This is a genomic window from Limibacillus sp. (genome assembly GCA_037379885.1).
Lineage (GTDB): Bacteria > Pseudomonadota > Alphaproteobacteria > Kiloniellales > CECT-8803 > JARRJC01.
Window position 1 is genome coordinate 1 of record JARRJC010000026.1, and the last position, 12524, is coordinate 12524.

Sequence of the window (12524 nt, forward strand, 5' to 3'; positions counted from 1 at the left end):
GCCGGCTCGACGCCGAATGGGTCGAGGGAGCGAGAAACGCTTCATTGGCCGATAATTGGGATCCCTGGGGTGCCGAAGAAAGCATCCAGACGATGCGCAAGCTCGACTCCTAGCGGGTCGATGAAAGAAAGGACGCCGCTTCCTCCAGAGACTGAATCCCTTGGGGCTCGTGATTGGCGCTTGATGGATCAGTAAGGGGCAACCAAGAAGCGGTGGTGGGGGCCATGGCGGTGCGGTCTTCGAACGACCGTTTCGAACGCCCCACCACCTGGATGCCGGTCCTTTTGAACGGTGAGGCACCCTAAGAGCTAGATGGGCGGTTCCGCGGCAATACGCGGAACCGCCTTTCAAGTCTCTGGGTCTTCGAGAAGGGGGGCGATCCATGTCAAAGACAACAAGAAGCCTGATGAGCGGCGAGACCAGCTACGGCGAGCAGTTGCTCAATGCGGACCAGAGAGCCGAAGCGGACGCCATGATCCGGGAGACCTGTCTGGGGCTTGGCTGGCCGTCACTGGCCGAACGCCTGAAGCTGCCGCACCGCTCCGGGTTCATCATCTACCATGTGCCCGGCATCGCAGCGCGCGCTCTGGGGTGCGAGCCCTCGGCCGCCGCTGGCGCGGTCATGCACGTCTTGACCGCTGCCTTCAAGATGATCGACTGGCTGCTGGACGAGGAGGACTGGCCGGATATGGAGAGCGAGGGGGAAGGCCGCCTCGCCAACAGCGCTCAGGCGGCGACCGCCGTCGCCTTCCGTCTGGTTGACCACGTGAGTGAGGACGAGAGGGTCCGCCTGTCCCTCCGCCGGGAGCTGGAGGCCATGATCCTGCCCTTCTGTCTGGCGCAGGACGGCAGCGTTTGTCCCGAGCGCAGCCAGGAAGTCTACTGGCGCACGGTGGATGGCACGACCGGCAGTCTTTTCTCTTTCGGGCTCAGCCTCGGGGCGCGGGCCGTCTGCGGGCCGGAGAGCGCCGGTTGGGCGGCGAAGTTCGCGCCGCTCGGTCTCGGTCTCGCCCGGCTCCTTCAGGTAAACGACGATCTTACCGACGCCATCAAGACTCCGGAAGAGCCCGACTGGACCGGACGGACGCTGAACCTGACGATTCTCTATGCAGAGACCGCGGATCATCCGGAGCGGGAGGTCTTCCGGGAGCGTCTCCATGACGGCACTGCCTTTGCGGAGATGGAAGAGATGATCGACATCCTGTTCCGCAGCGGTGCGGTCAGCTTCTCCACGCTTTCCTTGATTTCCCAGTATCAGAAGGCCTGCGCCGAGGTGGCCGCCGTCGCGCCGCCCGACAGCACGCCCTTCGAGAAGACGCTGAAGCACCTTGTGGCGCCGAGTCTCTTCTTGCTGGAGGAGGTCACAGGCGAGGCGGCCGACCACTACCTGACCATGGACATCCCGGCGTTCCTGGAGAAGGCAAGCCGCTTCGAGAGGGCGGCAAGGTAGAGGGAGCGGCGCCCCTGTGAAGGAGCGCCGCCTGTTCCCCTTTACGGCAGAATGACCGTTGAGCCGGTCGTCTTCCGCGCTTCCAGATCGCGGTGCGCCTGTTCGGTCTCGCTCAGAGGATAGGTCTGGTTGACCTCGATCTTGAGCGCGCCCTTGGTGACGACATCGAAGAGCGCGCTGGCGCTCTCCACGAGGTCCGAACGGCTGGCTGTGTAGGTCATCAGCGTCGGGCGGGTCACGTAGAGCGAGCCCTTGGCCGACAGGATACCGAGGTTGACCGGCGGCACCGGACCGGAGGCATTGCCGAAGGTGACCATCAGGCCGCGCGGCTGCAGGCAGTCGAGCGCGCCTTCCCAGGTGTCCTTGCCCACGCCGTCGTAGACGACAGGTACGCCCTTGCCGTCCGTGATCTCCTTGACCTTCTCGGCGAAGTTCTCCTCGCGGTAGTTGATCACGTGATCGGCGCCGTGCGCCTTGGCCAGGGCGCACTTCTCTTCCGAGCCCGCCGTTCCGATGACCGTCGCGCCGATGTGCTTCAGCCATTGGCAGGCCATCAGGCCGACGCCGCCGGCGGCCGCCTGCCACAGGACCGTATCGCCCGGCTTCACCGGATAGGTGCGCCGGATCAGGTACTCCACCGTCATGCCCTGGAGCATCATGGCGGCGGCGGTTTTGTCGTCGATGGCGTCGGGCAGCTTGACGACGCGGTTCGCCGGGATCAGCCGCTCTTCGGCATAGGCGCCCAGCGGCGGCGTCGCATAGGCAACCCGGTCACCGACCGCGAGATCGGTGACGCCGGGGCCGGTGGCGATCACCTCGCCCGCCGCCTCCATGCCGATCACCAGCGGCGGTTCGACCGGATAGAGGCCGGTGCGGTGATAGACATCGATGTAGTTGAGGCCGATGGCCGTTTGCTTCAGGCGCACCTGGCCCTCGCCGGGATCCCCGACCTCGACGTCCACGTACTTCAGGACTTCCGGGCCGCCGGTCTCTTCGATGCGGATGGCTTTAACCATGTGTTTTCAGGCTCCGTTGTTATTCTTGATGGGATGGTCCGCCGTTGGCCTCAGCCGAGGTTCTGCTTGAAGCAAGCGGCGCTCCGCTCGTTGGCGAGCTTCGCCGCCTCGGCGTCGTAGTGGGCGCCGCCCTCGCGCGCGAAGGCGTGGTCCTGGCCCTCGTAGACGTGAAGCGTCACCTGAGGGTGGCCGGAAAGCGCGGCCTTGATCTTCTCCTGAGCTTCCTTGGGTACGAATTGGTCTTCGCTCGCGATGTGCAACAGGGTCGGCTTGGTGATGTTTTCGGCCTCACCCAGAAGCTCATCGAGTCCGACGCCGTAATAGCTGACGTTGCAGTCGGCGTCCGAGCGGGTCGCCATCAGGAAGGCCATCTTGCCGCCGAGGCAGTAACCGACCGTACCGGCCTTGCCGTTGGTTGCGTCATGATCGCGCAGCGCGGCGAGCGAGGCCTTCAGGTCCTCGACCCCCTTTTCCACGTCGAAGGCGCCGAAGAGCTCGAAGGCGCGGGCCCACTCGGCCTCGGTCTTGTCGGTGATGTCGATGCCCGGCTCGATGCGCCAGAAGATGTCGGGGCAGCAGGCGACATAGCCCTGGGCCGCCAGGCCATCGCAGATGTCGCGCATGACTTGGTTCACGCCGAAGATCTCCTGGATCACCAGGATCCCGGGTGCTGGCGTTTGCGCGGGCAAGGCCACGTAGGCGTCGAAGCTGCCATCGGGCGTGGAAACGGTCATTTTGCTCATGGTGTCTGTCCTCCCTTGGATTTTCATTCTGACCCCGCCGGCGCGGGAGTCTAGCCGCAATGCCACCGCCTTGTCAGCCGAAGGGCAGAGCGGGCTCTCCGCGCTCCAGCGCGAGGAGCAGGCGTTTATCCGCGACGCCGCCCGCCGCGGAGAATCCGACCATCCCGCCGCCGCCGCCGAGAACCCGGTGGCAGGGGATGACGATGGGTATGGGGTTGGACCCGCAGGCCCCGCCCACCGCGCGGGCGACCGAGCCGATCCGTCCGGCGAGTTCGCCATAGGTCTCGCTCTTGCCATAGGGAATCTCGGTCATCGCGCGCCAGACCTTCTGTTGATAGGCGCTGCCCGCGGGGGCGAGCGGCAAGTCGAAGGCGCGCCGGGTTCCGTCGAAGTAGCCCCTCAGTTGGTCGAGCGCTTCTTGCGCCAGGGCGTTCTCTGCCGCCGCTCCCTCTTTTTGCTCCAGACCCTCGCCCCAGGTAATCCGGGTGATGGCCTCACCTTCCACCGTGACCAGGAGGGCCCCCAAGGGGGAGTCCGCTAGGAGCGCGCTCGCCGTCACGGCTGGCGCCCCTGCAACGCGCTTGCCAGGGCGGCGGGATCGGTGATCGGCAGGGAGCAGCTCTGATTCTGGCAGAGGTAGGCCGCGGCCTTGCCGTCCTTGAGGCCCTTGCCGTGCGCCGGATGGCTCTCGGGCAGCGGGGTCGAGGGCGCCAGCAACTGGCGGACGTCATGCAGGTCCGGATGGGCGCGCAGGACGTCGATCAGCGCCTCGCGGTCGGGATCCCCAGTCTCTCCGACCACGACGATCTGGCGGCCCGACTTCAGGAATTCGTCGGCGCTGACAATGCTCGGCAGCGCATAGAACTCCCGCTCCAGGTTTCCGGTGAAGGCGGCGATGCAGCGCTCCGCTTTCTCTGCGTAGGCCCGCTCGCCGGTCAGGAAGAACAATCGGACAAGCTGGGCCGCGATCACGCCGTTGCCCGCTGGCGTCGCGTTGTCATGTGCGTGCTTGGGCCGCACGATCAGGTCTTCGGCGTCCGCTGCGGTCAGGAAGAAGCCGCCCTTTTCCTTGTCCTCGAATAGCCGCTCCAGCGTCTCCAGCCAGCGGCGCGCGTCCCGCAGGTAGCGGTCCTCGCCCGTCAGCTCATGGAGGGTGAGGGCGGCGTCGATCATCTGGGCGTAGTCGTCCAGCGTCCCGTCGGAGCGCAGGATTCCACGCCGCCAGGAATGGTGGAACCGTCCGCCGTGGTCGAGCAGATCGACCACGACGCGATAGGCGCGGCGCGCGGCCTCCAACCAGTCGCTTCGCCCGGCGGCGAAGGCGGCGCGGCCCAGGGCGGCGATCATCATGCCGTTCCAGTCCGTCAGCACCTTGTCGTCCCAGCCGGGCCGCACCCGCTTCTCGCGCGCCTCGAAAAGCGTTGCGCGGGCGTTCGACAGACGCTCTTCCTCTTGCGCGGAGAGGCGTTCGGCATGTTCCGTACGGTTCAGTATGTTATTGCCTTCCCAGTTCCCGCCGGGCGAAACGTCGTAGACTTGCTTGAAGAGCGCCGCCAACTCGGCCTCCAGAAGGCTGTCGATCTCCGCTGCGCTCCAGACATAGTAGCGGCCCTCCTCGCCCTCGCTGTCCGCGTCCAGGGTCGCGGCGAAAGCGCCGGACGGCTGACCCTCGGCGTCCTCGGCGATCATCTCGCGCAGCAGCCAGCCGATGGTCTCCTCGCGCCGCTCGGCCAGAAAGGGATCGCCGGTCTCCGCGATCGCCAGGGTCAGAAGGTCGAGAAGCTGGGCGTTGTCGTAGAGCATCTTTTCGAAGTGGGGGACCAGCCAGCGGTTGTCGGTCGCATAGCGGGCGTAGCCGCCGCCCAGATGATCGTAGATGCCGCCCTGGCTCATCTTGGCGAGCGACAGCAGCACGGCGTCCCGGTAGGCGCTGTTGGCCGTCCGCTTCCAGCCGCGCCACAGCAGTTTCAGGATCGCGGGTTGAGGGAACTTGGGCGCCTGTCCGATTCCGCCGTTGATGGGATCGATCTCCCGGCCCAAAGACTGGGAGACGCGCTCCAGCATCTCCGCGTCGATGGCGCCGCCGCCGGCCGGATTGGAGAGCTTCTGCAGCGCGCCCTGGATCGCCGTCACGTTGCTGGCGATCTTTTCGGGGTCGCCGTGGTAGGCCTCGGACAGGGCCTGGAGGACCTGCGGGAATCCCGGGCGGCCATAGCGCGGTTCGGGCGGGAAGTAGGTGCCGCCCCAAAAGGGTTCTCCCTTTGGAGTCAGGAACATAGTGAGCGGCCAGCCGCCCTGTTCACCCAGGATCGCAAGCGCGTTCTGGTAGATGCCGTCGAGGTCGGGACGTTCCTCCCGGTCCACCTTGATGTTGACGAAGAGGCGGTTCATCAAGTCCGCGACGGACTCGTTCTCGAAGGACTCATGGGCCATGACATGGCACCAGTGGCAGGCGGCGTAGCCGACCGACAGCAGAACCGGCTTGTTCTCCGCGCGCGCCTGGGCGAAGGCCGCTTCGCCCCAGGGCTGCCAGTGGACCGGGTTATCCCGGTGCTGGAGCAGATAGGGGCTGCTTTCCCCCGAAAGGCGATTGCCACTCTGCGCGCTTGTCCCCGCCGATCCGTCCGGCGTCTCGGCTTTGATGGTCACTCGTCTCTCCCTTAAGGCGTCTTGCCCGCTTTTGCTGGCCGGTTATGCTCGTCCCTCCTATATGTTCGCATTGCAGCGCTCGCTCAACCGTATTCTCGGATGCGGCGCCCGTGACAGGTCCGGACCGAAAGGAAGCCCGATGAAGATCAAGTTCGACATCGACTGCACGCCGGAGGAGGCCCGCCGCTTCCTGGGGCTGCCCGACGTTGCGCCCATGCAGGAAAATGTGATGAAAGAGGTGGAGCGCCGTCTGATGAGCAACATGCAGGCGAGCGATCCCGAGCAGCTCCTGAAGACCTGGCTGCCGGCGGGCGTTCAAGGCTTCGAGCAGCTTCAGCAGATCTTCTGGAAGCAGATGGCGGCCGGCATGGGTGCAGGCGGCATGGGCGCAAGCGGCAAAGACGCAAGCGGTAAAGACAAGGGACCGGACGACAAGAAATGAGCGAAATAGACAGCAAGAACAAAGAGTTGAATCGGAGCCTGCCCGGCGATCCGGCGCCTTACTACGAGGCCCATGTCTTCGCCTGCATCAATGAGCGGCCCGAGGGGCACCCGCGCGGCTGCTGCTCTGCGGGCGGCGCGGTTCGTCTTCGCAACTACATGAAGGCGCGCGCGAAGGAGCTTGGCATTCCCGGCGTGCGCATCAACCAGTCCGGTTGCCTCGACCGCTGCGAACTGGGCCCCGTGATGGTGATCTATCCCGAAGGGGTCTGGTACCGCTACGACAGCGCCGAAGACGTGGACGAGATCCTCAAGACACACCTGATCGAAGGCCGCCGGGTGGAGCGGCTGCTGCTGACGCCCGAAGACGGGCCGAAGTAGGCGGCTGACCGGGTCCGCCCCATGAGCGACCGCGCCCAGACCATCTTCGCGCTTTCGAGCGGCGCGGGCCGGGCGGGAGTGGCCGTGCTGCGTCTCTCGGGGCCTGAGAGTGCTGCCGCCTTGAAGGCGCTCTGCGGGTCCGAGCTTCCCGAGCCGAGACGCGCGAGCCTCCGGCCGCTCCGCGACCCTGGGAGCGGCGTGCCCCTGGACAGAGCCTTGCTGTTCTGGTTTCCGGCCCCCGGGAGCTTCACGGGAGAGGACATGGCCGAGATCCACTGCCATGGCGGGCGCGCCGTGGTCGAGGGCGTCCTCGCAGCGCTCGCCGCGCGGCCCGGCCTGCGCCCGGCGGAGGCCGGGGAGTTCACGCGCCGTGCCTTCGACGCGGGCAAGCTGGACCTGACCGAGGTGGAGGGTCTGGCCGACCTGATCAACGCCGAGACCGAGGCGCAGCGCAGGCAGGCGCTCCGCCAGATGGAAGGCGGGCTGGAGGCGCGGCTCGCGCCCTGGCGAGAGAGCCTGACGCGCCAACTCGCGCATCTGGAAGCAGCCATCGACTTCAGCGAGGAGGAGCTGCCCGAAGACCTGCTCGACGGGCAGGCGGCGGCCCTGACCGCGCTGGCCGCAGAGATCGGCGAGGCGCTGGAGCGCTCGGCGCGAGCGCGGGGCTTGAGGCAGGGACTTCAGATCGCGATCGTCGGGCCTCCGAATGCCGGTAAATCAAGTATTCTCAATAAGATAGCAGGGCGCGAGGCCGCCATAGTATCGGAGCGGGCCGGGACCACGCGCGACGTCGTGGAGGTGCATCTCTCTCTGGGCGGACTGCCGGTGACCTTGGCCGATACGGCGGGCCTGCGCGCCGCCGAAGCCGACGAGATCGACCCTGTTGAGCGGGAGGGCATGCGCCGCAGCCGGGAGCGGGCCGCCGCCGCCGATCTGGTGCTGGCGGTCTTCGACGCGACGGCCTGGCCGGACCTGGACGCCGCCACGCTGGCGCTGCTCGGGCGCGAGGGGGCGATCCTGCTCAACAAGATCGACCTGGTTGGTGACGCTGCGCCGCCCGAAGACCCGGAAGGCCGGACGCTGCTGCTGCTGTCCGCCAAGGAGGGGCAGGGATTGGACGCCCTGGAGGCCTGGCTTGAGAAGAAGCTGGCGCTGGACTTGGCGCCCGCGCTGGAGGCGCCGGAGTTCACCCGTCAGCGTCACTGCGCCGCGCTCGAAGAAACCGCCGAGGCACTGACGCGCGCCGCGGCAGTGGAAGAGGTGGCGCTGCGCGCAGAAGAGTTGCGGCTTGCCCTGAGAGCCCTTGGTCGGATCAGCGGGCGCGTCGATGTCGAGGACCTGCTGGGCGTGATTTTCAGCGACTTCTGCATCGGGAAGTAGGGCCGGCCCGTCGTTCATTGTTTCACGTGAAACAGTCTTGGCCGGGCTGCAGGGCAGGCTTCTTTTGACAGGGCGGGCAGGCTTCGCCTATCTAGTCGCCATGACGGATAACCGGACCTTCGATGTAATCGTTGTCGGCGGCGGCCATGCAGGCTGCGAGGCCGCCGCCGCGGCTGCGCGGTTCGGGGCGCGCACCGCCTTGGCGACCCATAAGCGCGACACCATCGGGGTCATGTCCTGCAATCCGGCAATCGGCGGTCTCGGGAAGGGCCATCTCGTGCGCGAGATCGACGCGCTGGACGGCCTCATGGGGCGGGCCATCGATCGGTCCGGCATCCAGTTCCGCCTGCTGAACCGCAGTAAGGGCCCGGCCGTGCGCGGCCCCCGCGCTCAGGCGGACCGGGCGCTCTACCGCCGGGCCGTTCAGGAACTGCTGGAAAGCCAACAGGACCTTACGATCCTCGAAGGCGCTGTCGGGGACCTGATCGTGGAAGAGGGGCGCTGCCGGGGCGTTCTGCTTGAGGATGGCCGCGTGCTGCGCGCAGACGCCGTGGTCATCACCACAGGCACATTCCTGCGCGGCATGATCCATAGGGGTGAGGAGCGCACGCCCGCCGGGCGGGTCGGAGAAGCGCCGGCCCTGGGGCTTTCGGAGCGCTTCGAGAGCCTGGGGTTTGCGCTCGGCCGCCTCAAGACCGGCACGCCGCCGAGGCTCGATGGCCGGACCATTGACTGGCAGGCATTGGAACGGCAGAAGGGCGACGATCCGCCGGAGCCGTTTTCCACGCTGACCGCCAAGATCACGGTCCCGCAGATCGACTGCCATATCACCTACACGACGCCCGAGGCGCACGGCGTTATCGAGGCGAACCTTTCCCGCGCGCCGATCTACAGCGGTCAGATCGAAAGCCAGGGGCCGCGTTACTGCCCCTCCATCGAAGACAAGGTGGTGCGTTTCGCCGACAAGGCGCGCCATCAGATTTTCCTGGAGCCCGAAGGGCTGGACGACAACACGGTCTATCCCAACGGCATTTCCACCTCCTTGCCCGCTGAGGTTCAGGACGAGATGTTGCGGCTGATACCGGGCCTTGAAAGGGCGCGGGTTCTGCAGCATGGCTACGCCATCGAGTACGACTACATCGACCCGCGCGAACTGACGCCGGCCCTGGAAACCCGCCGTCTCCCGGGACTCTTCCTCGCCGGGCAGATCAACGGAACCACGGGTTATGAGGAAGCGGCGGCCCAGGGCCTGATGGCTGGACTGAACGCGGCGAGGCTTTCGTCGGGAGCGGAGGCTGTCTCGGTCGAGCGGACCGAGGGCTATATCGGTGTGATGATCGACGATCTGGTGACGCGGGGGGTGACGGAGCCTTACCGCATGTTCACCAGCCGCGCCGAATACCGGCTTCGCTTGCGGGCAGATAACGCGGATCAGCGGCTAACCGACAAAGGAATTGTCTGGGGCTGTGTCGGCGCGGAGCGGCGCGCCGCCTGGGTCGAGAAGAAGGCAGCCTTGGCGGCGGCGCGGGCGCTTGCGGAAAAGCTCAGCGCCACGCCCAATGAACTGACGAAGGCAGGCTTCTCCATCAATCAAGACGGCCGCCGCCGGAATGTTCTCGACCTGATGGCTCTGCCCGGAATAGACAGCGAAAGACTGGCGCGTCTCTGGCCGGAACTGGCCGGTCTGAGCCCGGCTCTACGAGAGCAGCTCGAGATCGACGCGCACTACGCCGGGTATCTTGCGCGGCAGGAAGCGGACGTCGCGGCCTACCGACGGGACGAGGCGCTCCAACTTCCCGCGGACCTGGACTACGAGGGCATCCCCAGCCTCTCCAACGAGGTGAAGCAGATCCTGTCGCGCTCGCGGCCCCAAAGCCTGGGCGCGGCGGCGCGCCTGCCGGGCATCACCCCTGCCGCCATCGTCGCCCTGCTGCGCTATGTGAAGCGCCGCGAGGGCTCGGCCTCCTCGGCGGCCTGACGGCCATGACGGCCCCGCTGTCGCCGGAAGCCTTCGCCGAGCAGCTTTCTGTTTCACGTGAAACAATGGAGAAGCTGGAGCGCTACGAAGCGCTGCTCCGGAAATGGAACCGCGCGATCAACCTCGTGGGGAAGGGAACGCTCGCGGACCCCTGGCGGCGGCACTTCCTGGACTCCGCTCAACTCCTGTCGCACCTTCCGTCTCCGCCCAAGGACCGGCCGCTACGCCTTGTGGACTTTGGCAGCGGGGCGGGGTTCCCGGGCCTGGTGCTGGCGATCATGGGCGACGGAGATGTGCATCTCGTCGAGTCCGACCAGCGCAAGGCGGCCTTCCTGCGCGAAGTTTCACGTGAAACAGGGGCCGAGGTCCATGTTCACGCGGTGAGGATCGAAGAGCTCAAGCCCTTCGCGGCGGACGTGGTGACGGCCCGGGCGCTGGCGCCCCTCACCGACCTCCTGGCCTATGCCGAGCCCTTCATGACGGCGGACAGCCTCTGCCTCTTTTTGAAGGGGAAAAGCGCCGAGGAGGAATTGACCCTCGCGGCTCAAGAATGGATGATGATCGTAGAACGCCATCCCAGCCTCAGCGACCCTTCCGCGGCGCTGTTGGAGATCCGGGAGCCGCGCCGCATCCACCGCCCAGACCGATAGGGATCAGACAGTGCCCGCCGAGAGTTCCGCAAAGAAGCGCCGCGCCACCGTCATCGCCGTCGCGAACCAGAAGGGCGGGGTGGGCAAGACCACGACAGCCGTCAATCTGGCGACCGCGCTTGCCGCCTGTGAGATGCAGGCGCTGATCATCGACCTGGACCCGCAGGGCAACGCCAGCACCGGCCTCGGCATCGACATGAAGGCGCGGGACAACGACGTCTACGGCGTCCTGATGGGCGACCTCGACCTGGCGGATGCGATCATCGAGACGGCTGTGCCGAGACTCGCCATTGTTCCCTCCGACACCAATCTATCGGGCGCCGAGCTGGAGCTGGTCGGAGCGGAGCGGCGGGCCTACCGGCTGAAGGACGCCTTGGAGACCGCGCGCGGCGACTACGACTACATCCTGATCGACTGCCCGCCGGCGCTGGGGCTGCTCACGATCAATGCGCTGGCCGCCGCCGATGGGCTTCTGGTCCCGCTGCAAGCCGAGTTCTATGCGCTGGAGGGGCTCAGCCACCTGATGCAGACGGTGGAGCGGGTGAAGGCGCTCTACAACCCCGAATTGAAGCTTCACGGCATTGCCGTCACCATGTACGACAAGCGCAATAACCTCTCGGACCAGGTGGCCGACGATGTTCGCGCCTACTTCGGCGACAAGGTCTTCAAGACGGTAATTCCAAGGAACGTAAGGGTTTCCGAGGCGCCTTCCTTCGGACTTCCTGCGCTGCTCTATGACTGGCGCTGCCAGGGATCGCAGGCCTATATCAGGCTTGCCGCCGAGATGCTGAAGCGCGACGGGCAGAAGTTCAAGCTGCCTGAAGCGACGCTATAACAACCAATAGACGTACCTGAGGGAGTGTGACGGTCATGGCTCAAACACCCAAGAAGCGGGGCCTGGGACGCGGTCTCGCCGCGCTGTTCGACGAGGGCGCGAGCGAAGCCGCCGCCCCGGAAGCTTCCGCGACGGCCAAGACCGCAGCCAAGGGCAAGAAGACCGCATCGGGCTCCTCCGCCGCGCCGGCCAAGGCGGAGGTTCCCCGGACCCTTCCGATCGAGCGGATCGAGCCGAGCCCCTACCAGCCGCGCCAGCGCTTCGACAAGGAGGCGCTGGACGCGCTCGCCGCTTCCATCGCGCAGAACGGGCTCCTGCAGCCGATCCTGGTGCGGCCTCACTCCTCCAAGAAGAACCATTTCGAGATCGTCGCCGGCGAGCGGCGCTGGCGTGCGGCGCAGAAGGCGCGCCTGCACGAGGTTCCGGTCCTGATCCGCGAGTTCGACAACGCCCAGACGCTCGAGATCGCGATCGTCGAGAACGTGCAGCGTCAGGACCTCGACCCTCTGGAGGAGGCCGAGGGCTATCAGCGCCTGATCGACGAGTTCGGCAACAGCCAGGAGGCCATCGCCAAGGTGGTCGGCAAGTCCCGCAGCCACATCGCCAACTCTCTGCGGCTTCTGGGTCTGCCCAAGCAGGTGAAGGAGCTGATCGCCGAGCGCAAGCTGACCGCCGGTCACGCCCGCGCGCTGATCGGCGCGCCCGACCCGGTGACGCTGGCCAAGCAGGTCGCCGCGCGCGGCCTCTCGGTGCGCGAGGTCGAGCGGCTGTCCCAGAGCGTCAAGTCGGGCAAGGTCGCCACGAAGATCAAGAAGCAGGTGGAGAAGGACTCCGACACCATCGCCCTGGAAAAGGACCTGGAGGCCGAGCTCGGCGTGAAGGTGACGATCCACCACCGCGAGGAGGGCGGCAGCCTGACCCTCAGCTACAAGACCCTGGAACAGCTCGACGACCTGATCGCCCGCCTGAGCCGCCCTTTGTAATCAAGCGCCGGACAGAAA

The 12524-nt window shown here is 66.5% G+C and carries 12 protein-coding genes; 8 read left to right on the top strand and 4 right to left on the bottom strand.

The features are described from left to right. Positions 1–382: 382 nt before the first annotated feature. Positions 383–1450 carry a hypothetical protein gene (locus P8X75_09405; GenBank protein MEJ1995411.1) on the top strand — a complete coding sequence of 356 codons (1068 nt, stop codon included), beginning with the start codon at positions 383–385 and terminating at the stop codon, positions 1448–1450. A gap of 41 nt (positions 1451–1491) precedes the next feature. Here P8X75_09405 and P8X75_09410 read toward each other — a convergent pair whose 3' ends face one another. The 4 genes from P8X75_09410 to P8X75_09425 form a co-directional block, all read right to left on the bottom strand. Continuing rightward, complete coding sequence (locus P8X75_09410) at positions 1492–2466, bottom strand: quinone oxidoreductase (protein MEJ1995412.1); 975 nt, start codon at positions 2464–2466, stop codon at positions 1492–1494. Positions 2467–2516: 50 nt separating this feature from the next. Then, positions 2517–3209, bottom strand: coding sequence for a dienelactone hydrolase family protein (locus P8X75_09415; GenBank protein ID MEJ1995413.1), 693 nt, complete (start codon positions 3207–3209; stop codon positions 2517–2519). Between the two features lie 73 nt (positions 3210–3282). Beyond that, positions 3283–3768 carry a methylated-DNA--[protein]-cysteine S-methyltransferase gene (locus P8X75_09420; GenBank protein MEJ1995414.1) on the bottom strand — a complete coding sequence of 162 codons (486 nt, stop codon included), beginning with the start codon at positions 3766–3768 and terminating at the stop codon, positions 3283–3285. Then, positions 3765–5858: a thioredoxin domain-containing protein gene (locus tag P8X75_09425; GenBank protein ID MEJ1995415.1), complete on the bottom strand. Its 2094-nt coding sequence runs from the start codon at positions 5856–5858 to the stop codon at positions 3765–3767. Before P8X75_09425 ends, P8X75_09420 begins: the two co-directional genes overlap by 4 nt. A gap of 139 nt (positions 5859–5997) precedes the next feature. Here P8X75_09425 and P8X75_09430 point away from each other — a divergent pair, with 139 nt between their 5' ends. From P8X75_09430 to P8X75_09460, 7 genes are all read left to right on the top strand, one after another. Further along, positions 5998–6300 carry a DUF6489 family protein gene (locus P8X75_09430; protein MEJ1995416.1) on the top strand — a complete coding sequence of 101 codons (303 nt, stop codon included), beginning with the start codon at positions 5998–6000 and terminating at the stop codon, positions 6298–6300. After that, the gene (locus P8X75_09435; protein MEJ1995417.1) at positions 6297–6680 is read left to right on the top strand and encodes a (2Fe-2S) ferredoxin domain-containing protein; all 384 of its coding nucleotides are present in this window, start codon (positions 6297–6299) and stop codon (positions 6678–6680) included. Before P8X75_09430 ends, P8X75_09435 begins: the two co-directional genes overlap by 4 nt. A 21-nt stretch (positions 6681–6701) precedes the next feature. Continuing rightward, complete coding sequence (mnmE, locus tag P8X75_09440) at positions 6702–8060, top strand: tRNA uridine-5-carboxymethylaminomethyl(34) synthesis GTPase MnmE (GenBank protein MEJ1995418.1); 1359 nt, start codon at positions 6702–6704, stop codon at positions 8058–8060. A 100-nt stretch (positions 8061–8160) separates the two neighbouring features. After that, a complete protein-coding gene (gene mnmG / locus P8X75_09445; protein ID MEJ1995419.1) occupies positions 8161–10038 on the top strand; it encodes a tRNA uridine-5-carboxymethylaminomethyl(34) synthesis enzyme MnmG in 1878 nt (625 codons plus the stop codon). A gap of 5 nt (positions 10039–10043) precedes the next feature. Beyond that, positions 10044–10688, top strand: coding sequence for a 16S rRNA (guanine(527)-N(7))-methyltransferase RsmG (rsmG, locus tag P8X75_09450; protein ID MEJ1995420.1), 645 nt, complete (start codon positions 10044–10046; stop codon positions 10686–10688). 10 nt (positions 10689–10698) lie between these two features. Then, positions 10699–11523, top strand: a complete 825-nt coding sequence (locus P8X75_09455) for an AAA family ATPase (GenBank protein ID MEJ1995421.1) — start codon at positions 10699–10701, stop codon at positions 11521–11523. A 35-nt stretch (positions 11524–11558) separates the two neighbouring features. Next, a complete protein-coding gene (locus P8X75_09460; GenBank protein ID MEJ1995422.1) occupies positions 11559–12506 on the top strand; it encodes a ParB/RepB/Spo0J family partition protein in 948 nt (315 codons plus the stop codon). Positions 12507–12524: the final 18 nt, after the last annotated feature.

Bases quoted from the DNA above. Each gene is read 5' to 3' on its own strand.
- rsmG (MEJ1995420.1), top strand. From the start codon at position 10,044: ATGACGGCCCCGCTGTCGCCGGAAGCCTTCGCCGAGCAGCTTTCTGTT.
- P8X75_09410 (MEJ1995412.1), bottom strand. From the start codon at position 2,466: ATGGTTAAAGCCATCCGCATCGAAGAGACCGGCGGCCCGGAAGTCCTG.
- mnmG (MEJ1995419.1), top strand. From the start codon at position 8,161: ATGACGGATAACCGGACCTTCGATGTAATCGTTGTCGGCGGCGGCCAT.
- P8X75_09460 (MEJ1995422.1), top strand. From the start codon at position 11,559: ATGGCTCAAACACCCAAGAAGCGGGGCCTGGGACGCGGTCTCGCCGCG.
- P8X75_09415 (MEJ1995413.1), bottom strand. From the start codon at position 3,209: ATGAGCAAAATGACCGTTTCCACGCCCGATGGCAGCTTCGACGCCTAC.
- P8X75_09430 (MEJ1995416.1), top strand. From the start codon at position 5,998: ATGAAGATCAAGTTCGACATCGACTGCACGCCGGAGGAGGCCCGCCGC.
- P8X75_09405 (MEJ1995411.1), top strand. From the start codon at position 383: ATGTCAAAGACAACAAGAAGCCTGATGAGCGGCGAGACCAGCTACGGC.
- P8X75_09435 (MEJ1995417.1), top strand. From the start codon at position 6,297: ATGAGCGAAATAGACAGCAAGAACAAAGAGTTGAATCGGAGCCTGCCC.
- mnmE (MEJ1995418.1), top strand. From the start codon at position 6,702: ATGAGCGACCGCGCCCAGACCATCTTCGCGCTTTCGAGCGGCGCGGGC.